This is a genomic window from Chryseobacterium sp. CP-77 (assembly GCF_036362765.1).
Taxonomy (GTDB): Bacteria; Bacteroidota; Bacteroidia; order Flavobacteriales; family Weeksellaceae; genus Chryseobacterium; species Chryseobacterium cupriresistens.
In genome coordinates this window covers 2,878,583-2,903,012 of sequence record NZ_CP143637.1, presented here as the reverse complement: position 1 = coordinate 2,903,012, position 24,430 = coordinate 2,878,583, and the positions used below count along the sequence as shown (strand labels likewise).

Annotated in this window: 23 protein-coding genes and 1 tRNA gene; 12 read left to right on the top strand and 12 right to left on the bottom strand. The window is 35.9% G+C overall.

Annotated features, from left to right (window positions below):
* Positions 1 to 59 precede the first annotated feature (59 nt).
* The 3 genes from bshB1 (at position 60) to V0410_RS12895 (ending at position 3,509) form a co-directional block, all read left to right on the top strand.
* Positions 60 to 779, top strand: coding sequence for a bacillithiol biosynthesis deacetylase BshB1 (gene bshB1 / locus V0410_RS12905; protein ID WP_062675760.1), 720 nt, complete (start codon positions 60 to 62; stop codon positions 777 to 779).
* A gap of 35 nt (positions 780 to 814) precedes the next feature.
* Positions 815 to 890, top strand: a tRNA-His gene (locus V0410_RS12900).
* 258 nt (positions 891 to 1,148) lie between these two features.
* Positions 1,149 to 3,509: a hypothetical protein gene (locus V0410_RS12895; protein ID WP_330743857.1), complete on the top strand. Its 2,361-nt coding sequence runs from the start codon at positions 1,149 to 1,151 to the stop codon at positions 3,507 to 3,509.
* 110 nt (positions 3,510 to 3,619) lie between these two features.
* On the opposite strand, the gene V0410_RS12890 is transcribed toward V0410_RS12895, so the two are convergent.
* Both V0410_RS12890 and V0410_RS12885 read right to left on the bottom strand, forming a co-directional pair.
* On the bottom strand, positions 3,620 to 3,955 hold the full coding sequence (locus V0410_RS12890) for a DUF3276 family protein (RefSeq protein ID WP_027375472.1): 336 nt from the start codon (positions 3,953 to 3,955) through the stop codon (positions 3,620 to 3,622).
* A gap of 99 nt (positions 3,956 to 4,054) precedes the next feature.
* Positions 4,055 to 5,716 carry an ABC transporter ATP-binding protein gene (locus tag V0410_RS12885; RefSeq protein ID WP_330743849.1) on the bottom strand — a complete coding sequence of 554 codons (1,662 nt, stop codon included), beginning with the start codon at positions 5,714 to 5,716 and terminating at the stop codon, positions 4,055 to 4,057.
* 91 nt (positions 5,717 to 5,807) lie between these two features.
* Here V0410_RS12885 and V0410_RS12880 point away from each other — a divergent pair, with 91 nt between their 5' ends.
* From V0410_RS12880 to V0410_RS12860, 5 genes are all read left to right on the top strand, one after another.
* Positions 5,808 to 6,713, top strand: coding sequence for a transcription antitermination protein NusB (locus tag V0410_RS12880; RefSeq protein ID WP_110008282.1), 906 nt, complete (start codon positions 5,808 to 5,810; stop codon positions 6,711 to 6,713).
* Between the two features lies 1 nt (position 6,714).
* Positions 6,715 to 7,221, top strand: coding sequence for a DUF1573 domain-containing protein (locus tag V0410_RS12875; protein WP_330743847.1), 507 nt, complete (start codon positions 6,715 to 6,717; stop codon positions 7,219 to 7,221).
* Positions 7,222 to 7,231: 10 nt separating this feature from the next.
* Complete coding sequence (gene yajC, locus V0410_RS12870; RefSeq protein ID WP_002976292.1) at positions 7,232 to 7,591, top strand: preprotein translocase subunit YajC; 360 nt, start codon at positions 7,232 to 7,234, stop codon at positions 7,589 to 7,591.
* Positions 7,592 to 7,775: 184 nt separating this feature from the next.
* Positions 7,776 to 8,510 (top strand): SDR family NAD(P)-dependent oxidoreductase, encoded by a 735-nt coding sequence (locus tag V0410_RS12865; RefSeq protein WP_330743843.1) that lies wholly within the window; start codon positions 7,776 to 7,778, stop codon positions 8,508 to 8,510.
* 269 nt (positions 8,511 to 8,779) lie between these two features.
* The gene (locus tag V0410_RS12860) at positions 8,780 to 9,625 is read left to right on the top strand and encodes a mechanosensitive ion channel family protein (protein WP_202841532.1); all 846 of its coding nucleotides are present in this window, start codon (positions 8,780 to 8,782) and stop codon (positions 9,623 to 9,625) included.
* Between the two features lie 52 nt (positions 9,626 to 9,677).
* On the opposite strand, the gene V0410_RS12855 is transcribed toward V0410_RS12860, so the two are convergent.
* From V0410_RS12855 to ku, 4 genes are all read right to left on the bottom strand, one after another.
* Entirely contained in the window at positions 9,678 to 10,223 is a 546-nt protein-coding gene (locus tag V0410_RS12855; RefSeq protein WP_330743840.1) for a hypothetical protein, read from the bottom strand.
* 31 nt (positions 10,224 to 10,254) lie between these two features.
* Complete coding sequence (gene ligD / locus V0410_RS12850; protein WP_330743839.1) at positions 10,255 to 12,126, bottom strand: DNA ligase D; 1,872 nt, start codon at positions 12,124 to 12,126, stop codon at positions 10,255 to 10,257.
* A gap of 71 nt (positions 12,127 to 12,197) precedes the next feature.
* Positions 12,198 to 12,803, bottom strand: a complete 606-nt coding sequence (locus V0410_RS12845; RefSeq protein ID WP_330743838.1) for a DNA polymerase ligase N-terminal domain-containing protein — start codon at positions 12,801 to 12,803, stop codon at positions 12,198 to 12,200.
* A complete protein-coding gene (ku, locus tag V0410_RS12840; protein WP_110008276.1) occupies positions 12,803 to 13,588 on the bottom strand; it encodes a non-homologous end joining protein Ku in 786 nt (261 codons plus the stop codon). The genes V0410_RS12845 and ku overlap by 1 nt, the downstream gene beginning before the upstream one ends.
* Before the next feature lie 146 nt (positions 13,589 to 13,734).
* Between ku and V0410_RS12835 the strand changes: the two genes are divergently transcribed.
* Positions 13,735 to 14,304: a Crp/Fnr family transcriptional regulator gene (locus V0410_RS12835; RefSeq protein WP_227944166.1), complete on the top strand. Its 570-nt coding sequence runs from the start codon at positions 13,735 to 13,737 to the stop codon at positions 14,302 to 14,304.
* A gap of 185 nt (positions 14,305 to 14,489) precedes the next feature.
* Positions 14,490 to 15,767: an adenylosuccinate synthase gene (locus V0410_RS12830; RefSeq protein ID WP_330743834.1), complete on the top strand. Its 1,278-nt coding sequence runs from the start codon at positions 14,490 to 14,492 to the stop codon at positions 15,765 to 15,767.
* An 83-nt stretch (positions 15,768 to 15,850) separates the two neighbouring features.
* Here V0410_RS12830 and V0410_RS12825 read toward each other — a convergent pair whose 3' ends face one another.
* The 3 genes from V0410_RS12825 to V0410_RS12815 form a co-directional block, all read right to left on the bottom strand.
* On the bottom strand, positions 15,851 to 17,182 hold the full coding sequence (locus V0410_RS12825; protein ID WP_330743832.1) for a M12 family metallopeptidase: 1,332 nt from the start codon (positions 17,180 to 17,182) through the stop codon (positions 15,851 to 15,853).
* A gap of 499 nt (positions 17,183 to 17,681) precedes the next feature.
* Positions 17,682 to 19,436: an aspartate--tRNA ligase gene (gene aspS, locus V0410_RS12820; RefSeq protein WP_330743830.1), complete on the bottom strand. Its 1,755-nt coding sequence runs from the start codon at positions 19,434 to 19,436 to the stop codon at positions 17,682 to 17,684.
* Between the two features lie 138 nt (positions 19,437 to 19,574).
* Complete coding sequence (locus V0410_RS12815; protein ID WP_137905203.1) at positions 19,575 to 19,937, bottom strand: ankyrin repeat domain-containing protein; 363 nt, start codon at positions 19,935 to 19,937, stop codon at positions 19,575 to 19,577.
* A gap of 112 nt (positions 19,938 to 20,049) precedes the next feature.
* Between V0410_RS12815 and V0410_RS12810 the strand changes: the two genes are divergently transcribed.
* Both V0410_RS12810 and V0410_RS12805 read left to right on the top strand, forming a co-directional pair.
* Positions 20,050 to 21,444, top strand: coding sequence for an MATE family efflux transporter (locus V0410_RS12810; RefSeq protein WP_330743827.1), 1,395 nt, complete (start codon positions 20,050 to 20,052; stop codon positions 21,442 to 21,444).
* A 232-nt stretch (positions 21,445 to 21,676) separates the two neighbouring features.
* Positions 21,677 to 21,796: a 30S ribosomal protein THX gene (locus V0410_RS12805; protein WP_065119703.1), complete on the top strand. Its 120-nt coding sequence runs from the start codon at positions 21,677 to 21,679 to the stop codon at positions 21,794 to 21,796.
* A gap of 58 nt (positions 21,797 to 21,854) precedes the next feature.
* On the opposite strand, the gene V0410_RS12800 is transcribed toward V0410_RS12805, so the two are convergent.
* The 3 genes from V0410_RS12800 to V0410_RS12790 all read right to left on the bottom strand — a co-directional run bounded on the left by V0410_RS12800 (position 21,855) and on the right by V0410_RS12790 (position 24,362).
* Positions 21,855 to 22,511 (bottom strand): DUF937 domain-containing protein, encoded by a 657-nt coding sequence (locus tag V0410_RS12800; protein WP_330743822.1) that lies wholly within the window; start codon positions 22,509 to 22,511, stop codon positions 21,855 to 21,857.
* Positions 22,512 to 22,591: 80 nt separating this feature from the next.
* The gene (locus V0410_RS12795; RefSeq protein ID WP_330743820.1) at positions 22,592 to 23,851 is read right to left on the bottom strand and encodes a protein O-mannosyl-transferase family; all 1,260 of its coding nucleotides are present in this window, start codon (positions 23,849 to 23,851) and stop codon (positions 22,592 to 22,594) included.
* A gap of 1 nt (position 23,852) precedes the next feature.
* Positions 23,853 to 24,362, bottom strand: coding sequence for a DUF2480 family protein (locus V0410_RS12790; protein WP_110008267.1), 510 nt, complete (start codon positions 24,360 to 24,362; stop codon positions 23,853 to 23,855).
* Positions 24,363 to 24,430: the final 68 nt, after the last annotated feature.

Genomic DNA, 24,430 nt, shown 5'->3' with positions numbered 1-24,430 from the left:
TAAAACTTCCCATGCGTAATGTTTGGGAAGTTTTTATTTTAAATCCTATCTTTGAGTTTATGAAAACTGATATACTTGCTTTTGGTGCACATCCTGACGATGTAGAACTTGGATGTGGCGGAACTATTGCTAAAATGGTTTCTGAAGGGAAAAAATGCGTTGTTGTAGATCTTACCAGGGGAGAGCTTGGGACAAGAGGTACGGATGAAACCAGAAAGACTGAAGCAGCAGATGCAGCCAAAATCCTGGGGCTTTCCGCAAGAGAGAATCTTGGGATGAAAGATGGATTTTTGGTAAATTCCGAAGAATATCAAATGAGGATCGTAAAAATGATCCGCAAATACAGGCCAGAAATCGTCTTGGCTAATGCAATTGATGACAGACACCCGGATCATGCAAAAGGAGCGAAATTAGTGTCGGATGCGTGCTTTTTGTCCGGACTGAGAAAAATTGAAACTGTACTGGAAGGCGAATCTCAGGAAGTGTGGAGGCCAAAGCATATTTTTCATTATATTCAGTGGAAAGATATTAAACCGGAATTTGTTATTGACATTTCAGAGTATCTGCCTAAAAAACTGGAAGCTTGTATGGCGTACAAAACTCAGTTTTATGACCCAACATCTAAAGAACCTGAGACTCCCATTACCACAAAAGACTTTTATGAAAGCTTAACGTATCGCGCACAGGATTTAGGGCGGTTATCGGGAGTTGCTTACGCTGAGGGCTTTACGTCTGAAAGATTAATTTCTTTGAAAAATTTTGATGGAATTGTTTGGTAGTTGAGGAAATTGTCCTATATTTGCACTCAGAAAACGGTGATTGTAGCTCAGTTGGTTAGAGCGTCGGATTGTGGTTCCGAAGGTCGTGGGTTCGAGACCCATCATTCACCCAAAGGAAGTACACTTTTTGAAAGTGTACTTTTTTATTTTTATACTAATTTCAGTAGTCACTGACGTTTCTTTTTTTACTTTTTTCTCTAAAATTTTTCACGTATTACGTTTATAATCTTGAGCCAACGTATAAAAATGGTATTCTTTGATCCTTTAAAATAAATTCATGGATTGATGATTGAAACTTTTATATTTGTCTAGCCGGCTTCAAGGGAAATATTTCTCTTGAAGATGATCTCAAAAATCAAAACTATTACTATGAAAAAGCTCTTTACAATTCTCACGTTATTATTTGTTCTACAGTCTTATGCTCAATCTTACTATAAAAATCTATTTGATGAGAAGCATTATGATACATCTTTAGGCAATTCAGACAGCCCTGATCAGGCTGAGTTTGCTTGGGGTGTACCTGCCCATATGGAAGCATTAGTATTAATGTATGAAAAAACGCATGATCCTAAATATGCTAATACTTTGATACAATGTATGGGTAATGTAATTGATAGAAGGGACGATCTTAGAGGTCAGGTGCCTGGTCTAAATCAAATTTTTGATTATCGTAATGTTTCAGGTGCTGCCTGGTCGCATAATCACTACAATTATCCAAAGGCGGATTCGGGAAAGACTTACGCTCATTTAGTACATAGTGCAAACATAATTTACCCTATGGCTAAGTTTGCTGCTATTATTAAAAATGATAGTAGTATTCAAAATATATTATATCAGTCAGGAGGGCGTTATAATGATATGACTTTTAAAAATATTGCTGATGATCTTAAACAAAAGATAAAAGAAACGCTTCTTTATCACAAAGGGCAATGGTTTACAGAGTATAATTCTAATCCTAATGATAGTATAGGTTATTATAAAGAAAGAGATTCTCTTAATGTTAATAATAATCCTCCAATAAAGTATAAAGGTGTAATTGCTCCCTTTAATATGCAAAGCGCTATGGGAAGGGTTTTGGTACAAATGTATAGAGCAACAGATGATCAAAGTTATCTTAAACAGCTTAATAAAATTGCTAATTTTTTAAAATTAAATACTTCTGTCAATAATAATCTAGGGTCATATACTTGGATATATTGGAATCATTTTTATTTACGTGATGATATATCCCATGCAGGCTTAACGGTGAGTTTTCCATATGAATGCTATAAATATAATATAAAGAATAACTCCAACGATTCTCTTTATACATCTTTAGATATGGAGAGATATGTTAAAACTTATACAAAAGATATTTATCAGGGACCTTTAGCAATAAATGATGCAGTGAATTATAATGGGTTAAAATGGAATATTAAATATAGTACTATAAATAATCTTCCAACAGATATTAATACTAAATATGGCGCATATGTTTCTTACATGTGGTTATATCTCTCAGCGGAATATGATAAAAAAATATATCAGATAATCGCAGACTTACAAGCGGCAAAAAATTATTATGATCATATCAATGTAGAAGGGTCTGCCTTAACACTTGCACTTTTAGCAACTTATGAAAAATTTATTGTACCTGTGAATACTTATCATTTGTGGGGAGAAGATTCTGATTGGAGAGGTGTAGCAAAGGGTAATTTTGATGGAGACAGTGATGATGAGTTTGTGAAAATCAGGAATTATGATGGGTTGATAGGTACTTTGGAACCTGATGGTAAGAGCTTTCATACTGTTACAAACAGTATCGCTTATGGTTATAATTATAATTGGAAAGGATTGGGTGCTGGTGATTTCTTTGGAGATACTAAAAGCGAAATCATTGCATTGAGTGATCATGCTGATTTTAATAAGAATGGCTTTTATATTTTTAAAATTGAAAATAACCAAATCGTTGAGCAGTCAAAATTTACAGGGTTTGGAACAGACTCAGATTGGGTAGGAATCACTGCAGGAAATTTTATCAGTGGAGGCAAAGATGATTTTGTTGCAGTGAGAAATTATAACAAAGAAGTAAGAGTGTATAAATTTAATGGTACTGATCCTGAATTGGTTTATTTTAATCAGCTCAATCTGCCTGCAAATTCTAAAATTAAAGCGGTGGCAGCCGGTAATCTTGATGGAGTTGGTAAGGATGAAATTGTATTGCTGGTTGATGCTGATGATTATATGCAGAATGGGGTGTATGTTTATAGTATTGATGATAATGGAGTAATGACTCTTATTGATAAATCTATAGGGTTCGGGGCAGCTTCAGATTGGAAAGGATTAGCTGTTGGAAATCTGGATGGTGATGAAGCAGATGAAATTATTGCTCATAGAAACTTTGATGGAGATTATAAAGTTTTTAAAATGAAGGAATCAAATGGGGTTAAATATTTAGAGAATATTGGGATTGAAAGCTTTCCTGCTATGCAAACCCAAAATAATGTAATGTGTTTTGGAAACTTCGATTCAAGTTCAAAAAATGATGAACTGGTTACCCTTAGAAAAGATGGTGGGATAGTGATGTTTTCGGCTGCAAAAGTTGTCAAAAATCATCCTGCTGCCAATAAGCAAGCAGATCCATGTCAGAATGAGGTGCCAGATGTGTTATACAGTTTCCTGAAATCAGCACCTTTCGATAAAGAAGATTCAAAAGAAATAGTATCAGTAAAATACGGAAAAAGGAAATAACTAGTTAATATTCAACAGAAACGGGCTTTAGCCCGTTTTTTTATATATAACAATTTCAGAGCATAAAAAAAGCATCTTTTTCAGATGCTTGTGTTTTTAGATATTCTTTTTTAAACTTCGTCGTCAGAATCAATTGTAAAAGATCTGCTTTTGAAGTCTTTGTCATGTTTTTCTGAAATTACATCCTCACCCTTTTCATTAATGATGAAATCTGTGGACTCATTAAACATCTCCTGGAAACTTTTAAAATCTTCCTTGTAAAGGTAAATTTTATGCTTCTCGAATGTAGCTTCCCCATTCTCTCCGAAATTCTTCTTACTCTCAGTGATTGTAAGATAATAATCTCCTGCTTTCGTCTCGCGCACATCAAAGAAATAAGTTCTTCTTCCTGCTTTTAACACCTTCGTGAAAATCTCATTTTCATGGCGTTCCTTGTATTCACTCATTGTTAGATATTTTTTAATCTTGTTAAGAACAAATATAAAAGAATTCTTTTAATCACAAAATTTTTTTTATGATTTATTTAACAATTGAGAACGAAATGGCTAAGCGGTTACAGAATTGGCAATTTCAGTAAGGTTGATAATTTGATGGGCTTTTTGAGCGCTAGACTCTCTGTGTGTGATAATTATGGAAGTGGCATTACTGATTTTTCTATCAATATTTTCCAGAATATTCTGCTCAGTTTCTGTGTCTAAAGCAGACAAAGAATCGTCAAAAATGATAATATTGGGGTCCTTAATTAAGGCTCTTGCGATACAAATTCTCTGCTTTTGTCCCCCCGAAAGCATTACTCCGCGTTCACCAACAAGTGTTTTATATTGATCTTTAAACTCTACAATATTTTTATGAACATCTGCAATTTTTGAGTATTCTACTACTTTCTCGTGAGAAGGATGATCAATGGCAAAACCGATATTATTTTCAATAGAATCAGAGAATAAGTAACTTTCCTGAGGAATATACCCGATAGAGTTCCTGTAGTTCTCCAGATTATGATCCTTTAGGTTTTTGTCATCAATTAAAATTTCCCCTTCTGTAGGATCTATTAATCGGCATAACAGCAAGGCAATTGTTGACTTTCCACTTCCGGTTTTACCCATAATAGCTAAAGATTCCCCGGCTTTTACTTTAAAGCTTAAATTATCCAGTGCCTTGATTCCCGTATTTGGATATACATAAGAAACATTTCTGAATTCAATATCTCCTTTGATAGGATAGTTTTCAAAATGAGTATTAATGATCTCGGATTTTTTATCCATGAATTCATTGATCCTCTGCATAGACGCTTCAGCTCTCTGATTCACAGAAGTTACCCATCCTACCATAGAGAATGGGAAAATCAGGGTGTTGATATACATGAAGAAATCAGCAATCTTACCGATACTTAATTCTCCGGCAATATATTTGGCACCCCCAATCCAGATGATGGCCACGTTTAATAAACCGATAACGAAAAGAATAATGGTGAAGAAATACGCTTCTGTCTTGGCCAGATCCAAGGCTTTGTTTTGATAATCAGTAACTTTGATGCCATAGTTTTTTTCGATATATTTTTCTCTGGCGAAAAATTTTACCACACGGATTCCGGAAAAGCTGTCCTGTACAAAAGTTGAAATCGCAGACTGGCTTTTCTGCATGATCTTTGACTTTTTATTGATAATTGAGCTTACCTTATAAATAGCATACGATAAAAGAGGAAGAGGAAGTAAAGTCCACATCGTCATGGAAGCATCTGTTTTTACCATGTAGATCGCGGTTATCAATACTAGGACAATCAGATTGGCTACATACATCACCCCGGGACCAAGGTACATCCTTACTGCAACAACATCTTCGCTCAATCTGTTCATTAAGTCTCCGATAGTCGTCTGTTTATAATCCGTTAAAGATAAATCCTGGTAATGTCTGTAAATTTTATTTTTAAGCTCATATTCTATTCTTCTTGACGCAACAATAATAGTCTGTCTCATCATAAAAGTGAAGAATCCGGTTAAAAGAGAACATCCTACAATAATTCCAACATAGATTAGAACCTGCTGGTTGAAGCCGAGATTCCCATTTTTTGTAAGCTCATCAACAGATTTTCCTACAAACTGAACCTTATATATATTAAAGAAATTACTGGCGATGATAAAGAGTACCCCCCAAAACAATAGTATTTTGTGTTTCCAAAAATAAGGGTTTAAGGTTTTTAGCGCTTTCATATAGTTTGACAAAATTACAAAAATGTCATCACACTACGAATTTCATCAATTTTAAATTTTGTATCTTTGCAGCCATAAAAAAGCTCTTTGAATGTTAGGAAGACGACAAATCCGTGAAAAAGTAGTACAGACCGTGTATTCTTACTACCAAAATCCTGTAAAATTTGATGTTTTAGAGAAAAACATGTTTGCCGGGATAGAGAAAATCTATTATCTATACATCTATCAGCTCAACTTTTTGGTGGGTCTGAAAGATTTGGCAGAGAATCAGATCGAAATTGGTAAGAATAAATTTCTTAAAACTGATGCTGATATTAATCCTAACCAAAAATTCATCAACAACCAGGTATTGCGTAAGCTGGAAGAAAATCCTGAAAGATTATTTTTTACAGGTCAGCACAAGCAATTGAAGTGGGATATGCATGATGACTTGTTGGTAAAAACTTTCCAGAGAATTACTGCTGGAAAACGTTATCAGGATTTCATGAAAGAAGAAGGATATTCTTTTGAGGAAGATCAGAAATTTATTGGGAAATTATTCTTAAGATATATTGCTGAGAATGAAGATTTTCATGATTATTTAGGTGATAAGGAACTTTCATGGTATGATGATATCCATATCGCCAATTCAATGGTACAAAAAACGATCGGTTTCCTGAGAGAAGATGAAGAAAGCAGAACTTTGATCAAAATGATTAAAGATGAAGAAGATAAAACATTTGCTGCAAAATTGTTGAGAGATACCCTGAATAACTGGGAAAACAATGAAAAGAAGCTGGAAGAAAGACTCGAAAACTGGGATCTGGAAAGAGTTTCTCTTATGGATAAAGTAATTTTATCTACAGCTATTGCAGAGCTTGATAACTTTGCTTTCACACCTTCAAGAGTGATCATTAATGAATATATTGAAATTGCAAAAGTATTTGCTACAGATCGTTCCAATATCTTCATCAATGGTATTTTAGATAAATATTGTAAAGATCAAAATAGAATATAAAATGAAAAAGACGTTATCAATTATCGCCTTGTCAATTATAGGCTTTGGGTTAGTTTCATGTAAAAAAGAAAACAAAGAAACTCAAAGTGCTGAAACTGCAACTACTGATTCTGCAGCTGTTGCGGCTCCGGTAATCACTGATTCTACAGCAGCAGCTGTAACCGGTGAAACGGCAGCTCCGGTTTCCAACGAACCATCTACTTCTGTAGCTTTATCTGAAAACAGCTTTGATTTTGGTAAAATCAAAAAAGGAGATAAAGTGGAGCATGTATATGAAATTACCAATACAGGGAAAAATCCATTAATTATTTCTGAAGTGAAGCCTGGATGCGGATGTACAGCTCCTGATTTTACAAAAGAGCCAATCATGCCGGGTAAAAAAGGAAAAGTTACTTTGCACTTTGATTCTTCAAGCTTCGACGGAAATGTTCAGAAGTATGCTGACGTTTTTGCAAACGTGGAAAAATCGCCAATCAGATTAACGTTCACTGCGAACATTCAACCATAATATTTAAAATATGTTGACATTATTTTTACAGGCACAGCCACAAGGATCTTCATCAATGATGCTGATTATGATGGGTGTGATGTTCGTAGGGTTTTACTTCCTGATGATCAGACCTCAGATGAGAAAACAGAAGCAGGAAAAAAACTTTCAGGAAAACCTTAAAGTAGGAACAAGAGTAGTTCTTACATCGGGTCTTCACGGAAGAATCGCTCAGGTTCAGGATGATGGTTTTGTAATCGAAACATTATCCGGAAAACTGAAATTCGAAAAAGCGGCGGTTTCAAGAGAAATGACTGAAGCGCGCTTTGGAGCAAAATCTGCAGATAAGGCAGATGACAAAAAAGAAACAGCAACTGAAGAAAAAAAATAATTCAGTCTGAAAATAGTAAGCTGCGGCGGGTGAACAAAGTTCACCCGCCGCAGTTTTTTTATAAGCTTTTGATCTCATAAGCGGTATTTGCTTCCCGTATTTTTAATATGTCTGGCGGTTTTCATATCTAATTAGGAAAGCAATGAGCGGGATTAGTATTTAATAAAAAAATTATCTTTGCCTTATGAATCAAAACACAAACAAAACCGTTCTAATGCTGGGCGCTAATTCAGATGTAGCGAAACAATGTATGATACAATATGTTGAAAAAGGATTCACTGTCATTGCTGCTTCCCGAAATACAACATCTTTGGATCATTTCATTGATTCAAACAATCTTGACCGCTCAAAAGTTTCTGTTTTGTATTTTGATGCTGCTGATTTTGATTCTCATCATCAGTTTTATTACAACCTTTCTGTAAAGCCTCATATTGTAGTCTATGCCGCAGGATTTTTAGTAGATAACCAAAAAGCTCTCACTGATTTCAAAGGAGCAAAGCAAATGATGGAGGTCAATTATATGGGAGGGGTGTCTATTCTGAGTATTATTGCAATGGATAAAAGCAATACGAACCTGGAAAGAATAATTGGTCTTTCATCCTTGTCAGGGGTAAGAGGGAGAAAAAGCAATTTTGTCTACGGAAGTACAAAGGCTGCATTTACGCAGTTTCTGGCAGGTCTGAGGCAGGAGTTGGCTTCCCGTAAAATCATTGTGAATGCTTTGGTTATCGGGTATATCAGAACAAAAATCAATGAAGGATTGGAACTGAATCAATCTCTGATTATGGAGCCGGATTATGTGGCGAAATTTATTGTAGGTGCAGGTAACTCTTTTACCATTGTTCCAAATTTTAAATGGAAAATGATTTATCATATTCTTAGGCTTTTACCGGAAAGTCTCGTTGCGAAATTACCTTAAGGAATTTTCATTAATATTATTTTTCTGTAATAGCAGACATTTCGGTATCGTTTTTGTAATTCTATGTCCCAAAAATTATTTCTTCCTGCAAGATTCAGTTTCTGAATGATTATTGAATAAAGCTGAAACATTCTTTTTCTGTTGTCAATCTATTTTAAGGATAAATATGATTCACCTTCGCTCAGGTAGGGAAGGGTAGAATTTTTTTTTCAAATCCTGCAGAAGATATCAATGCTGTATTGATATAAATAGTAACACATAGTATAAAAATGGACGATTTAGAATTGAACAAGATTCAACAACACTGGGATACCTTAATTTCTTCAGCAATTTCATGGGCACCGAGGATTTTTACTGCAATCATTTCTGCATTATTAATTTACCTGATTGGCTCATGGATGATCAGAATGATCAAAAAGCTGGTTGAAAAAGCTTTCAAAAAACGAAACATGGAAGCTTCACTCCAGCACTTTCTTTTAAATATTATCAACTGGGGATTGAATATTCTTTTGTTCATTGTTGTTGTAACGCAGCTTGGAGTACAGACTTCTGCATTTGTCGCCATGATTGGTGCCGCAGGTCTGGCAGTAGGTTTAGCGTTACAGGGATCCTTAACAAATTTTGCAGGTGGAATTTTAATTTTATTATTAAAACCTTTTAAAATTGGAGATTTTATTTCTACCAGTTCAGGCGTGTCAGGAACTGTACAGGCTATTGATATTTTTCATACAAAACTGGTTACACCGCAGAACCAACTGATTGTTATTCCCAACGGAGTAGTATCAAATAATAGCATTACCAATTTTACCCAGTTGGGAACAAGAAGAACATCATTGGACATCGGAGTTGCTTATGATGCGGATCTTAGGCAGACCAAGGATATTTTAATGGAAGTTATTAAAAATAATCAATATGCTCTTGAAACGCCCGCGCCACAGGTAGTAGTAACAGAGCTTGGAGATAGTGCTGTTAATGTATCGGTAAGAGTAAGCACTTCCACTGAAAACTTCTGGACAATGAATGAAGAACTAATCATCGGTTGTAAAGAAGCACTTGATAAAGCAGGAATCGGAATTCCTTTTCCTCAAAGAGATGTGCATATTTACAATCAATAATTATATTTAATTTTTTTTAAGAAGCTCCCGCATTATTGTAATGTGGGAGTTTTTATTTTTCTTTTGTAGAATGTTGCTGAAGAAAATCTAATAAAATTTTATATTCATTCTCCTTAAACTCGGCTTCCGTAAAAATGAAATTAATATTTTTATTAACCATATTTAAAATAAGGTATTGATCAACTATTTTATAATGAGTTTTATCCCAGACGCAGTTGATTGTATTGAATGGATTTTTAACAGTAATACTATCCTGATGAAGTGTTATAAAGCTTATTTCATCATGTTTTTTTCTAAGATCATCAATTTGTTCTTCGATTAATTTAAAGGTTTTATTTTTAGTATTGAAATACTGATATAATAGAAGGAAAATATATCCTATAAATAAGAAACTACCATATTTAAAAATAATGGAAACAGGACCAAGATTCAAAGATTTTATAGGAAGAAATCCTAATGCCATGAATAGAACAGCATATATGATTGCTTTTTTTAGTTCAACAAAGTGCTTTTTCCATGTATACTGAAAGAAAAATTTCTGATTTTCTCTTTCTATCTTTTCATTGAAATATAACTGTAATTTGATTGAATCATCCATGGGTAAAAGCTTTGCGGGCAAAAATAAGAAATTAATCAATATTCTGCAGCAGCTCCAAAGCCTTTATCATATCAATTCCTTTACCCAAAACCGGTTTGAACAAGTCTCCTTTCTCTTTAATTCTGTCAAGAGCATTGTCAATAGTAAAATCTGTAGGTTTCATTCCCGGTTTCAATTCGTCCCATTCCAGAGGCATGGAAACTGAAGCTCCTGGTTTCGGCCTGAGACTGTATGCGCTTGCCAGGGTTTGTCCTGTTCTGTTCTGCAGATAATCAAGATAAATTTTTTTATTATCCCTTTTTTGAAGACTTCTTTCTAAAGTAGTAATCTTAGGCAGTTTTTCATTCACCTGCTTCATGAGGATATGAGCGAAATCTTTAACCTGGTCAAAATCATATTTACCGCCCATCGGAATATAAATGTGAATTCCCGTACTCCCTGAAGTTTTGCAGTAGCCTTTTATTTTAATTGATTTTAAAACTTCATTCACCTGAAGCGCCGTTTCAATCACCTCATCGAATGTATTCTTTGAAGAAGGATCCAGGTCTAAAACCAGATAATCAGGATGCTCAAGATCAGGTAACGAACTGTTCCATGGATTGAGATCTATACAGCCTAAATTATTCAGATAGGCTAATGTTGCTTTGTCATTACAATAAATATAATCAATGTATTTATCATTAGATTCAGAATATACCTGTGTGGTTTTTATCCAGTCAGGAACATAATCTCCTGCGTCTTTCTGATAAAAACCCTGCTCTTCAATTCCATTGGGAAAACGGTTCAGAGAAAGCGGACGATTCTTTAAGTAAGGTAAAATATACCGGGCTACGGATTGATAGTATTCAATAACATCTCCTTTCGTAATATCATCTTTAGGAAAATAGACTTTATCCTGATTGGTAAGCTTTACAGAATGCTGGTCTAAGGTAACCTCTTTTTCTTTCTCAGAAACCTTTGTCTTTTTTGGTGAAGCTTTTGTATTCATATCTTTAGATTTTTCGGTGAAGGATGGATTTTTAATATCTTCCGGGCTTTTATCATCCCTGATTGTGATAAAAACCGGATGTCTGAAGATTCCGTCCTTGGTAATTTCAGAATATTTGATTTCACATACCAGCTCAGGTTTTACCCACGTTACCGGCATATTGGTCTTGGGAGCTGTTTCAAATGGAGATGACTTTACAATTATTTTCTGAAGTCTCTCATACACTTCTTTTAAAGAAGCCGTATTGAAACCTGTTCCTGTATGACCACAGTAAGTAAGCTGCCCATCGATAAATTTTCCTAATATCAACGCTCCGAAGCTTTCCCGGGATCCTCTGGGTTCCGTAAAACCACAAATAATGACCTCTTCTGTATTGGAAAATTTGATTTTAAGCCAATCGGTGGTTCTGTGATTTTCAACATACAGGCTGTCTGCCCTTTTTGCAATCATCCCCTCCAGCTGCATTTCTTTCATTTGTGCAAAAAACTCAATGCCCTTTTCAGGAATATGATCGCAATACTTGATCCGTTCGGTTTCTGTCAGAGCCTCTTTTAAAAGCTCTTTACGTTGAATTAAAGGCAGATCTTCTGTAGAATGACCATTGAGCCATAGAATATCAAAAACCTGATAGGCAAGGGCGGCACCAGGGTTATCCCCGATTTGTTGCAAAAGCTGAAAATCAGGCCTTCCCTGTTCGTTATAGACCACAACTTCGCCATCCAGGATCATACTGTGTTTTTGTTGGCCGAAATCCTGAGCAATTTTGTCGAATTTTGATAAAAAGGAAATTCCATTCCGGGAATAGAAAAGCGGAGTATCATGGCTGAGATCTGCGATAGCTCTGTAGCCATCCCATTTTATTTCAAAGATCCAGTCTTTATCATTGAACGGTTCCTCTGAAAGTTTAGCCAGCATAGGTTTAATGAAAGACTTGAGCTTTTTTTCATTCGTTAAAGAATTGAAGTTTCTGAAAGGTTTTTGAGAAGTTACGACTTCTTTTTTTCTTTTATTTTTAGGTTTTTTTTTTCCTCTAAAAATTGGGTAACCAGAGATTTTGGTGAAGTGTTTTCTTCAGCATCGTAAGGACTTTCTGCAAATTCGTCCTTATGTTTAATAAGCAACCATGAGTTGTCATCATTATTTTTCATTTTAACCAGAGCAAATTCACCTTTCAGCTTTTTGCCATGCAAAATAAATTTTAAAGAACCGGCATAGAGTTCCTTCAGAAGTTCTTTTTCATCAGAAAGTTTAGAATTTTCTTCCAGAGGTTCATAAGTTCCGCTGTCCCATACTTCCACTTGTCCGGCTCCATAATTTCCTTCCGGAATGTTTCCTTCAAAATCCTTATAATCGTAAGGATGATCTTCTACCATCATGGCAAGACGTTTGTCTTTGGGGTCTAAAGACGGGCCTTTCGGAACAGCCCAGCTCTTCAGTACACCTTCCATTTCAAGCCGGAAGTCATAATGAAGTCTGGAGGCTGCATGCCTCTGAATCACAAAAATCAGTTTGTCTTTGCTTTTCTTTGTTTTTCCTTTAGGTTCGCTGGTTTCATTGAACTTTCTTTTGTTATGATAATCTTTGAGAGCCATTACGATGCGGATTTGGATTTAGAGGTATTCAGGCTGGCTTTTAATTGGGCCATAAGGTCAATCACTTTACCTTCTTTTGCAGGCTGCGCTTTTTGGGCTTTTACGTTTTTGCCTTTTGCTTTCTGCTTGATGATCTTCATCAGCTCATCAGAATAGGTATCTTTATACATTGCGGGATCAAATTCCTGAGAAAGCTGTTCAATCAGGCTGACAGCCATCTTCAACTCTGCAGGTTTCGGAGCTTTTTGGGCAGGAATTTTTAAATCTGAATAGTCTCTTATTTCCTGATCAAATCTCAGGCGGTTAAGAACCAGTATGTCGTCATTGTAAGGACGGATCATCCCAATAGCGGCGCTTTCGCGGAGCACGAAAGTTCCTATTCCTACCATGGATGTTTTTTCAAGAGCTTTTAATAAAAGTCTGTAGGCATTTTCACCATTTTTCTGAGGTTCCAGATAATAAGGAGTCTCAAAATACATACTGTCTACTTCTACTTCCTTTACAAACTGGTCAATAGAAAGGATTTTTGTTTTTTCCGGGCTTGCAGCCTCGTAATCTTCTTCATCAAGAACGATATATTTGTCGTCCATGAGATAACCTTTCACAATATTTTCCCATTTTACTTCTTTTCCTGTATTTTCATTTACTCTTTTGAACCGGATATTTGAAAAATCAGATTTGTCGAGCATATCGAGATCCAGTTTTGTGGTTTCCGTGGCGGAATAAATTTTGACAGGAATGTTGACTAATCCGAAGCCAATTGCGCCGTTCCAAATTGCTTTCATTGTCTTACGTTTTTAAAAATCAAGCAATTAATATGCCGACAGAAGCCCGTGTGGTACCTTTCATGGACTTTGTTGCCAAATGACAATTGTTTTTATCTCCGACTTTTATATCTTTATATTTCCGCAATCCGTGGTGATATCAAAATATGGAAGAGCTTTTTACTTATATCAAAAAATTCGGAACACTGAATCCTCAGGACGAGCTGCTGATTGCTGAAGGAATTCAGGAAATGACAGTAAAAAAAGGAGAGCCTTTTATAGAAGCCGGGAAAGTAAGTCAGAGAATTGCCTTTGTGAAGGAAGGGGTTTTCCGGTCTTTGTATTACAACAAGCAAGGTGATGATTTCACACGGTATTTTATTTACGAAGGGCGATTTATCGGAGACTTTCAGGGCTTTACAGATCAACTGCCCGCGCATGAAGATATTGAAGCGATTACCGATGCTGTATTGCTGGTCATTGACCGTGAACATTTTAAAATTCTGGAAGAGAAAATTGCGGTATGGCCCGTTTTGTTTGCAAGAATCCATGCTTTTGTAGTGGAGAATAAACTGAAGGTCGCCAGTATCATGCTTAATCAGGATGCGAAATCACGGTACATTCATTTTTTAAATCATTATCCCGGCCTTGCCAACAGAGTTCCTCAATCTATGCTGGCTTCTTACCTTGGTGTTACACCATCTTCGCTGAGCAGGATCAGGAGAAATATTGTCTAGAATTATTATTGATAAATGATAATTGATAGATGATATTATTTTGAGTGGGAGAGTAAGAGGGTTTGTGAGTTTACTAACTTCTAAAATCTAGCTTCTAGTTTCTCAAGAAATCTCTTTTTGTCAAATGACAATGGTCTTTCCTGCTGACTGCCATAGCTTTGCTTCATAAAATTTAAAATACGAATATGGATATTGTATTAGGATTACAATGGGGAGATGAAGGAAAGGGAAAGTTCATTGATCTGATTAGTGAAAATTACGACATTACAGCACGTTTTAATGGCGGATCTAATGCAGGACACAGCATTGAAAGAAACGGGCGCAGAATAACGCTTAAAATGATTCCTTCGGGAATCTTTATGAAAGGAGTACAGAATGTGATCGGTACAGGAACTGTTATTGATCCTGTAAGTTTTAAAAAAGAAATCCTGAATCTTCAGGTATTTGATAAAACCATTCAGCCGGAAAACAATATCATTATTTCCAAAAAAGCACACCTGGTAATGCCAACGCATAAGCTTCTGGATATTTTCATGGAAGAAAGTCGTGAGTATACTACGATCGGGACTACAAAAAATGGGATTGCCCAGGCGTATTCAAACAAAATATTAAGACAGAACCTGAGAGCAGGAGATATATTTTCATCAGATTTTCAAAGCAGGGCACAGCATATTCTGGATAGAGATTACAGAATGCTGGAAGAAGGAGGAATGATTGTTTTGCCTGCTTTAGAAGAAATCAGTAAAGAGTTTTTTGATGCGGTGGAGTTTCTTAAAAAATTCAATTGTACAGAAACTGAAATTTATATTAACAAAGCTTTATCTGAAGGAAAAAAAGTATTGGCGGAAGGATCTCAGGCAGCAATGCTGGATATTGATCATGGTACTTATCCTTATGTAACGTCTTCCTCAACGACAGCATCAGGAGCGAGTAGCGGTTTAGGTGTTTCACCGAAAAAGATCGGTGAAATTTACGGGATAGCGAAAGCGTATTGTACCCGTGTGGGAAATGGTATATTTCCAACGGAACTTTTAGATGAATTTGGAGATGATCTCAGAATGAAAGGAAATGAATTTGGTTCCAATACAGGACGTCCCAGAAGAACCGGATGGCTGGATTTGCCTGCTTTAAAATATGCGGTAATGATCAACGGAGTTACCCAGCTGGTTCTGACAAAAGCGGATGTTTTGAGCGGATTAAAATCTGTAGCAATCTGTACCCATTATGAACTGGAAGACGGAAAAACAGTGGATGTTTCAGGTTTACTTCCTGAAAACGGAAAACCTGTATTGAAATGGATGAATGGCTGGGATGCTGATTTTTCTGCAATGAAAAGTCCTTCAGAATTACCCGAAGAAGTCAACGAGTTTCTTTCGTTCTTGGAAGAAGAATTAGGAATTCCGGTGGCTTATCTTTCGACCGGGCCGGGAAGGGAGCAGATGTTGAAATTAATCAGCAAATAGTTTTATGCCAGGCAATATATATTGATCTTATAAACAGAAGAGGTTAGAAAATATTTTCTAACCTCTTTATTGTATGGAAAAACTTAGTTAACTTTTGTAAGTGTAAAGCGCTGCTTTATAGAAGGCTGAACCGTTTGATCTGTAGTGCCGATTACAATGGGCGTAAGATTGGTTGTTAAGCCGTCTTTTACCTCTAATCTCAATGCTGGTGCATTCTTCGGAGCAAATCCAAAGCCATTGTTTCCAAGATTGAATAATAGCCATTTTTGAGAATCGGCATTAACATTGGTTCTTAACTCAACAGCCGTTCCATTCGTTGTTCCGTTACCTCTTACGGTTAACACCTTTGAAGGATCCAGTATAGATTTGATGATATAATACCCATGATCTGATTTACTGAAAGTAAACCTTTGATTATTCCCTGTAGAAGCTGAATACAAAATTATACTGGTGCCATCTGTAGTGGAACTTCCGGTAATATCTACATTTTTATTATTCGCTAAAGCTGTTGTCATCGTATAAGTACCGTTGATGGCAGAACTGGCATTAACAGGACCATATAAATGATTGATTCCGGCATAATCACCGGCAGACAATCCTGTCCTTTGCTTGGTAAAAGTGGATCCGTCCAGCTTAGTCATTACAGGCTGGCTTGGGTCTATAGCAAAGTCTGTAGACTGATACATCATGACTGAACCGAAATCAAAATCCCCATATCCTGCGTAATCATTATAAATATTAAAGTTATGGCGGCTTCCTTCTACAGCTTTGTTAACATCTACAATGATGTACTGATCTCTATCCGGACGGCACTGCTCATGCATAATTCCCATAGAATGCATGATTTCGTGAGCGATAATGGCGGGATACGTGATATTATAAATCTTAATACCGTTAACTCTGTTTTGTTGCCATCCGAGTGGAGAACTGTTGGAAGTTGTATAAGTAAAGGTGATGTATTCTGTTTGATTGGTACGTTGAACAAACTGCATACTGGTTTGAGACGAGATCAATTCAAACGCTTTGCTGATATTGGTAAGGAACGTATTGTAATTCTGAGTGCTCATAGTTCCCTGGCTGGGTAATGTGTAATAGACTGTAGCATTAGGCCAGGTTTTAATAAATGAACTAACGATAGTGCTTTTTTCAGCTGTGGATATTTCTGAATTGGCTAGGCTCTTTAATTTAGTAAACTGTTCGGTACTGATTGTTATATCATCTGCATAAAAATATTCACCATTGACTTCATTAACATACGTGTATTTTCCGTCAATTAATAATTTGTGAATCTTCGCATTGTCCTGTTTAGTCGTTGTAAGGTCTATTGAATCTGTTTGTGGATTTTCAATATCCGACCTACATGAATTCAGTGCCAGAACAAGGCATCCTGATAAGAGTAATAGTTTGCTTTTCATATTATTTATATTGGTTTGGTTTACAATATGAACAGCTATATTATTATCATACGCATGAGATTATAAAAATACATCAATTCCTAAGTTTTGATTAAGTCTTCATTATAATTCAGCTGTGTAACGTAAATATATTAATAAAAATCATATTTACATATAACATAATATAATGATTGATTTGTAGTTTTTTTATTTGAAAAATGTATTTATTTCGTTGATGTAATTATTTTAATTTAATTTTTACTATTAAATTGTAAATCAGGTTATTTCATGAATGTTTGATATAGTGCGTAAAAATGCATATTTTACTAGTGTAAAGTTTGTTTTGTTAATAAATTGATAAATTATATTGAAATTTGTAATGTTTTTTGATTCTAAATAATATTGATTAAGATTTGTTTTTCAAAATAGTATTGTCAGTATAAAATATCAGGAAGTTCAAGGTGAACTTAAGGGGCTGTATGAGAATATAAAAAAAGCGGGGCAAATACCCCGCTCTACATTATGCTTTTAAGTTCAATTGTAATTCCAGTTCGTCGAGCTGTGCATCTGCAATAGAAGCAGGTGCGTCGATCATTACATCTCGTCCTGAATTGTTCTTAGGGAAAGCGATGTAATCTCTGATCACTTCATTTCCGTCAAGAATAGCTACCAGACGGTCAAATCCGAATGCTAAACCTCCGTGCGGCGGTGCACCATATTTAAATGCATTCATCAGGAATCCAAACTGAGCTTCTGCTTCTTCCCTGGTAAATCCTAATAAATCAAACATTTTAGACTGAAGATCTCTGTCAAAAATTCTGATAGATCCTCCACCGATTTCGTTTCCGTTCAGAACCATATCATAAGCATTGGCTCTTGCTTTACCAGGATCAGTTTCCAGTAAGTGGATGTCCTCTGGCTTCGGAGAGGTGAACGGGTGGTGCATTGCATGGTATCTTTCAGTTTCTTCGTCCCATTCCAACAGAGGGAAGTCAACAACCCAAAGTGGTGCAAACTCATTTCCTTTTCTTAGTCCCAAACGGTTTCCAAGTTCCATTCTCAATGCAGAAAGCTGAGCTCTTACTTTATTTTCGTTTCCGGAAAGAATCAACATCAAGTCTCCTTCTTTTGCCCCGAATTTTTCGATGATTTTTGCTAAATCTTCCTCGTTGTAGAATTTGTTTACCGATGAGGTCTTCACTCCGTCATTCTGGAATTTTACCCAAACCATTCCTGAAGCACCAATCTGAGGACGTTTTACCCAATCCACAAGTTCATCAATCTGCTTTCTTGTATAGTCTGCACATCCTTCTACATTAATTCCTACTACTAATTCTGCATCATCAAATATTTTGAAATCTTTTCCTTTTACCAGCTCATTCAGTTCCACGAACTCCATTCCAAAACGGATATCCGGTTTGTCATTTCCATATTTTCTCATCGCATCTGCGAAAGTCATTCTTGGGAAAGCTTCGAATTCCTGCCCTGTAATATCTTTTATAAGAGTCTTGGTCATTCCTTCGAATACGTTCATCACGTCTTCCTGCTCTACAAAAGCCATTTCACAGTCGATCTGTGTAAATTCCGGCTGTCTGTCTGCTCTTAAATCCTCATCACGGAAACATTTCACGATCTGGAAATATTTATCCATTCCACCTACCATCAAAAGCTGTTTGAAAGTCTGCGGAGACTGTGGCAATGCATAAAACTGTCCCGGATTCATTCTGCTTGGTACCACGAAGTCTCTTGCTCCTTCCGGAGTAGATTTGATCAAAACAGGAGTTTCCACTTCAATGAAACCTTCGTCAGATAAATAATTTCTTACTTTCTGTGCCATCTTGTGACGGAAGATCAGTTTATCTTTTACCGGATTTCTTCTGATATCCAGATAGCGGTATTTCATTCTTAATTCCTCACCACCATCCGTTTCATCTTCAATAGTGAAAGGTGGAAGCTGCGAATCGTTCAGAATTGTCAGTTTTTCTACCAGAATTTCAATTTCCCCTGTTGGAATATTAGGGTTTTTGCTTACTCTTTCAATAACTCTTCCGGTAGCCTGAATCACAAATTCACGGCCCAGTTTTTTAGCTTCTTCCATCAATTGTGCAGAAGAGCGGTCCTGGTCAAAAACCAGCTGGGTAATTCCGTAACGATCTCGAAGATCTACCCAAATCATAAATCCTTTATCACGGATAGTCTGTACCCATCCTGATAGTGTAACTTCTTCATTCAGATTTTTCAGAGATAGCTCTCCGTTGGTGTGTGATCGAAACATAATTATTTGTTTAAAGTTCAATGTTTAAGGTTCAATTCCGAACCTTGAATTTTTCGTTGGCAAAGATAAGATTTTTGCAGGTTTTATAAATAAAAAAAACTCCCTTTCGGAAGTTTCATATATTGTTTTTAGATTTTTTTAAATTCTATTACCACCTTTTGCGATCAGAATTCTCTTTACTTCTTCACTGCCTTTTGTTTCATCAGCTACTTCAAGAGGTGTTTTGTTCTGACATTTTTTATTCACATTAGCCTTATTGTCCAAAAGGAAGTTGATAATATTCTTTCTGTCAGACATTACACTGAAGCCAAGGGGTGAATAAAGTATATCTCCCACAAGGAAACATTTGTTGTAATCTCCCGGAGCAAACTGTTTTTTAAATGTTGCAATATCATCAGAATAAATGGCTTTCATCTTTTCCTGAGTCATCTTCTGGGCAGATAACATACTGCCAGACAGTAACATTCCAAATAGAAAGATAGTAGAGATTATTTTTTTCATAAGGATAATTTTTAAGAATATACAAATCTAAATTAAATTTTATTACCAATTGCTAAGTTTTTCTAATAATTGGATTTGTATTTTTGGAATTACATAAATTATTAATTGTGAAATGACACGATATATTGAATTTTTGAAAAAAGCATTCAGCGGTGAAGAAACCGATTTTACGAAAGTGAATATCAGAAGTGCTGTCCTGCTTTTAGCCATTCCCATGATGCTGGAAATGGCTATGGAATCCGTATTTGCGCTTGTGGATCTCTATTTTGTCGGCCATCTGAAAGAAAGCGGTTTTGCTATCCAGACGGTAGGACTTACCGAATCTGTACTTTCCATAATGTATTCTATTGCGATTGGAATGAGTATGGCAGCCACAGCGCTGGTGGCAAGACGGATTGGTGAAAAAAATCCGGAACAGGCTTCCAGAAGTGCCGCACAGGTGTTGCTCGTTTCCTTTGGGATTACTTTCGTTTTAAGCTTACTTGGAGTAATTTATGCTGAAGAAATTCTAATCCTGATGGGCTCAAAACCAGAGGCAGCAGCTTATGGGAAGGATTTTACCCGGATTATGATGGGAAGCAGTACAATCATTATGCTTTTATTTTTAATTAATGGTATTTTCAGAGGAGCCGGAAACGCGATGATTGCGATGAAAAGCTTATGGATAGCCAATATTGCCAATATTATTCTCTGTCCGATTCTGATAAAAGGATCGGGGCCTGTTCCTGCTTTGGGACTAACGGGAGCTGCTTTGGCAACAACAATAGGGCGTAGTATTGGGGTTATTTACCAGCTGTATCATCTTTTGATTGCTGATACTCAGATAAGAATTAAACTTCCTTATTTTAAACCGAATTACGGATTAATCAAATCTATTATAAAAATTGCAACTCCCGGTATTTTTCAGTTTGTCATTGCTTCTTGCAGCTGGATTTTTCTTGCAGAACTGGTAGCTACTACAGGAGGAGAGAATGCATCGGCAGGTTACCAGACCGCTTTAAGACTGATGATGTTCTTTATGCTTCCAGCCTGGGGATTGAGTAATGCTGCGTCTACATTGGTGGGGCAGAATATGGGAGCGAATGAAATGTTGAGAGCGGAACAGTCGGTGATGAAAACCGTGAAATATAATGTCATCTTTATGTTGATCGTAAGTTTGATCTTTCTTTTTATGGGGAATTTTTTAGTAGGCTTTTTTACTCAGGAAACTGCCATTAAAGATTTTGCTAAAAATGCGCTTCAGATTATGAGCATAGGATTTATTTTTTATGGAATCGGGATGGTGATGATCAACGCATTCAATGGAGCTGGTGATACATGGACTCCTACATGGGTTAACCTTTTTGGCTTCTGGCTGTTTCAGATTCCGCTGGCTTATTTTTTATCAAAGTATCTTGATATGGGACCAAAAGGTGTTTTTATATCAATTCCAGCCGCAGAAACTTTAATTACCATTGTTGCTTTTATCCTATTTAAAAAAGGAAAATGGAAGGCGGTGAAAGTTTAAAAGGCTGGGTGCTGGAAGAGGGAAGTACTGGCAACTTGAAATATTTAATCTAGTCTTTGTTAACAAAAATGAAAAAGATAGGTAATCTGCTGGTTGAGAAGTGAAAATAGTAACCTGATAATAACTTCCAGCTTCCCTCTTCCATTCCTAATTTATAAAACTTTAACAGCTTCATTAATTGGATTTTAGTATTGTATTTTCTAAATTCGTAGAACAACAAATACATAATACTATGGGAAAAGGAGACAAAAAATCAAGAAGAGGAAAAATTAATTCCGGAAGTTATGGTAAAAGAAGACCTAAAAAAGCCTCAAAATCTTTTGCAGCTTCTGAAGAGAAATCTAAAAAGTAATCAAAAATAAAAAGACCGAAGATCATATCTCCGGTCTTTTTTATGAAAATTAAATTAATTATTTACCACCTAAAATATTGCCAAGGATGCTGCCTAGTCCGCCGCCTTGTTGTTGGTTTCCTCCGCCACCCAATACATTTCCCAGTATATCGTTCAGAGGATTTCCTGATGATTGAGATTGTCCACCACCTCCTAAAACACTTCCAAGAATGTCATTCAAAGGATTAGACTGCTGGGCTTGAGCCTGATTGGAAGCATTTCCAAGAATTCCTCCTAAAAGATCTCCCAGGCCGCCTGCTCCTACATTACTCTGCTGTTTCTGCTGTCCGATATAACCCATAACTACTGGTGCCAGCATCGCAAGAATAGGACCAATTTTGTCTATTGAAATTCCTGTGTTCTGTGATAACTGGTTTTCAACAGTACTTTTTTGTCCGCCAAAGATATGATCAAGGATCGATCCTCCTTCAGCCTGTCTTGCCTCAATTTGTGAAGCATCATTTAAAATACTGCCGTTATGGTCTTTATCTAAAGCATTATTTAAAGCTTCCGCTTCTTTAGTATCCTGAGATTTATTTCTAAGATAAGAAATGATAAGAGGTGCAGCAACGGCTAATAGGGCAATTACCTGATTTTTGCTGATCCCGAACTTGTTTTCAGCCTGTTCAGCAACCTGATTGCCGGTGTTCCCTGTAAGAAGGTCAATTAAACTCATTTTTGTGTTTATTAAGTATTAAGTAAACCAAAGTTATCAAAAAATATGCCTCAGAAAATAACCGGCTCTCACAATTATTGTTAAAGTTTTCTAATCTGCTCTTCAGTATAGCCTTTGCTTTTTAACAGCTTTATATATTCTGTTGCACTAGCGGTCATCCATTCAATGGGTTCCGGTGCCTGTTTTTTATCAATGGTGAACTCCAGAATACCTACGTTGTTATTCATCCATGGAAGTACATAGTAAGAAAGTCCGCCTTTATACTCCTTAAATGAATGAAATTCTTTTCCTTCCTCTGTTAAAAAAATGACTTTATACAGTAGAAGATATCCTACAGGAATCAATAGGCAGACCCATGAAAATTTTCTAAGATTAGTATATTTGACAGAAGAAAGACCGTAGCCAATAGACAAAGCAAAAATGATATTGAAAGGCAGAAAGAAAACGTAATTGTCTGATACCGCATAAAACGTTGAAAACCCATATACACATACGGCCCCCGCAGCAAAAACAAAAAACATTTTTCTGTTGGTTTTGTACAGAGACAGGATACCTGCGATACCAAAAAATATAAACAGATTGAAATTATAAATAAGATATACGAAAGATTGAAAGAAATCCTTTATGTATTGAATGATATCTTTTTTCAGGGAGTCTTCTACCCAAGTTCCCTGATCAGAACTATAAGGAGATTTGAAAGGAAGTCCCTGGGAAATATTCAAGATGAATAAAGAACCGAATAACACAACAAATATCAATAATGAAGCTGCTGCATATTTTTTTTCATTTCTGAAATAAAATAAAAAGATCAGTAAAGCAGGGATCAGGAGAATATTCTGAATATGTACCCATAAGCTTACCCCTAGAAATAAACTGCTTAACAGGATGTAGATTTTCTTGTTTTCCGTAAAAATTTTGATAACCGAAAAGAAAAAAAGGCTTACCCAAAGCGAATTATAAGTATATACTTCCACGATTTCCGCGTTTCTCCAAAAGGTAAAACTGAAGCCAAATACAAAAGCAGCCGTAATAGATGCCCATTCTGTTTTTGAAATACTTTTCAACGTAAGATAAATGACAGAAACTGTGGCTGCTCCTGAAAAAACTACTAAAAACCTGCTTGCTTCAATAGCGTTGATGCCTGCGAGATTTTTAATGAAAATAACAGTATTAATATATAAAAAGTGACTGGTTGCGGTAGCAGTTGTTTCCCATATGCCTTTTTCTGCACTCAGCACAAATCCTACACAATCAGCAAAAGGAATTTTTGAAAAACTCCCGCAATAATAGATACCAAGAAAAATAATAAATAAAAATACGGCTGATAAAGATTTGTTCATATTAGTTCTTTACAATAGGAACATTAGAACAGGCTTCTCCGAACATCAGGGATTTTACTATTGGTTTCAGTTGTTCTACCAATTCAATATAAGCATTTTCAGGAATTTCTTTATCTGAACATCCTTTTACAAGGACTCTCTTTCCTCTCATTTCCTCAAAATCATGAGTCTGGATGGCATTATGCATTAAAATAACTTCCAGGTCTTCACGGCTTCCAAAAACTATTTTCTTAGCTACATCTGTAAGTTTTGCGGTTAAAACAAAATAAGCCCAAAGAGGAATAATGGTATCTACAGAATTGTAGATGTATATATAAGTATCTTTATATTGTTCCGTATCGATTGCATCTACCTTTTCACGGAAATCCTTTTCTTTAAGGATCATTTCCTGAAAAAGGAAATCTTTAAGGTCAATACCTTTTCTTTCCCCTTTTGGCAGTAAAGTGGTAAGGTCAAAATTGATAAGGCCGCTTTCTGCAACTTTATTCCGGATTTCAAATTCTTCTGACATTTTTTATCATTATCTTTGAACAAATTTACGAATTAAGATCATATCTGTCTTAATTTGTTCTCTATCCT

What these genes read in the sequence shown, in the direction of transcription:
- bshB1 (WP_062675760.1), top strand. Translation starts at nt 60, where the DNA reads ATGAAAACTGATATACTTGCTTTTGGTGCACATCCTGACGATGTAGAA.
- V0410_RS12895 (WP_330743857.1), top strand. Translation starts at nt 1,149, where the DNA reads ATGAAAAAGCTCTTTACAATTCTCACGTTATTATTTGTTCTACAGTCT.
- V0410_RS12890 (WP_027375472.1), bottom strand. Translation starts at nt 3,955, where the DNA reads ATGAGTGAATACAAGGAACGCCATGAAAATGAGATTTTCACGAAGGTG.
- V0410_RS12885 (WP_330743849.1), bottom strand. Translation starts at nt 5,716, where the DNA reads ATGAAAGCGCTAAAAACCTTAAACCCTTATTTTTGGAAACACAAAATA.
- V0410_RS12880 (WP_110008282.1), top strand. Translation starts at nt 5,808, where the DNA reads ATGTTAGGAAGACGACAAATCCGTGAAAAAGTAGTACAGACCGTGTAT.
- V0410_RS12875 (WP_330743847.1), top strand. Translation starts at nt 6,715, where the DNA reads ATGAAAAAGACGTTATCAATTATCGCCTTGTCAATTATAGGCTTTGGG.
- yajC (WP_002976292.1), top strand. Translation starts at nt 7,232, where the DNA reads ATGTTGACATTATTTTTACAGGCACAGCCACAAGGATCTTCATCAATG.
- V0410_RS12865 (WP_330743843.1), top strand. Translation starts at nt 7,776, where the DNA reads ATGAATCAAAACACAAACAAAACCGTTCTAATGCTGGGCGCTAATTCA.
- V0410_RS12860 (WP_202841532.1), top strand. Translation starts at nt 8,780, where the DNA reads ATGGACGATTTAGAATTGAACAAGATTCAACAACACTGGGATACCTTA.
- V0410_RS12855 (WP_330743840.1), bottom strand. Translation starts at nt 10,223, where the DNA reads ATGGATGATTCAATCAAATTACAGTTATATTTCAATGAAAAGATAGAA.
- ligD (WP_330743839.1), bottom strand. Translation starts at nt 12,126, where the DNA reads ATGCTGGCTAAACTTTCAGAGGAACCGTTCAATGATAAAGACTGGATC.
- V0410_RS12845 (WP_330743838.1), bottom strand. Translation starts at nt 12,803, where the DNA reads ATGGCTCTCAAAGATTATCATAACAAAAGAAAGTTCAATGAAACCAGC.
- ku (WP_110008276.1), bottom strand. Translation starts at nt 13,588, where the DNA reads ATGAAAGCAATTTGGAACGGCGCAATTGGCTTCGGATTAGTCAACATT.
- V0410_RS12835 (WP_227944166.1), top strand. Translation starts at nt 13,735, where the DNA reads ATGGAAGAGCTTTTTACTTATATCAAAAAATTCGGAACACTGAATCCT.
- V0410_RS12830 (WP_330743834.1), top strand. Translation starts at nt 14,490, where the DNA reads ATGGATATTGTATTAGGATTACAATGGGGAGATGAAGGAAAGGGAAAG.
- V0410_RS12825 (WP_330743832.1), bottom strand. Translation starts at nt 17,182, where the DNA reads ATGAAAAGCAAACTATTACTCTTATCAGGATGCCTTGTTCTGGCACTG.
- aspS (WP_330743830.1), bottom strand. Translation starts at nt 19,436, where the DNA reads ATGTTTCGATCACACACCAACGGAGAGCTATCTCTGAAAAATCTGAAT.
- V0410_RS12815 (WP_137905203.1), bottom strand. Translation starts at nt 19,937, where the DNA reads ATGAAAAAAATAATCTCTACTATCTTTCTATTTGGAATGTTACTGTCT.
- V0410_RS12810 (WP_330743827.1), top strand. Translation starts at nt 20,050, where the DNA reads ATGACACGATATATTGAATTTTTGAAAAAAGCATTCAGCGGTGAAGAA.
- V0410_RS12805 (WP_065119703.1), top strand. Translation starts at nt 21,677, where the DNA reads ATGGGAAAAGGAGACAAAAAATCAAGAAGAGGAAAAATTAATTCCGGA.
- V0410_RS12800 (WP_330743822.1), bottom strand. Translation starts at nt 22,511, where the DNA reads ATGAGTTTAATTGACCTTCTTACAGGGAACACCGGCAATCAGGTTGCT.
- V0410_RS12795 (WP_330743820.1), bottom strand. Translation starts at nt 23,851, where the DNA reads ATGAACAAATCTTTATCAGCCGTATTTTTATTTATTATTTTTCTTGGT.
- V0410_RS12790 (WP_110008267.1), bottom strand. Translation starts at nt 24,362, where the DNA reads ATGTCAGAAGAATTTGAAATCCGGAATAAAGTTGCAGAAAGCGGCCTT.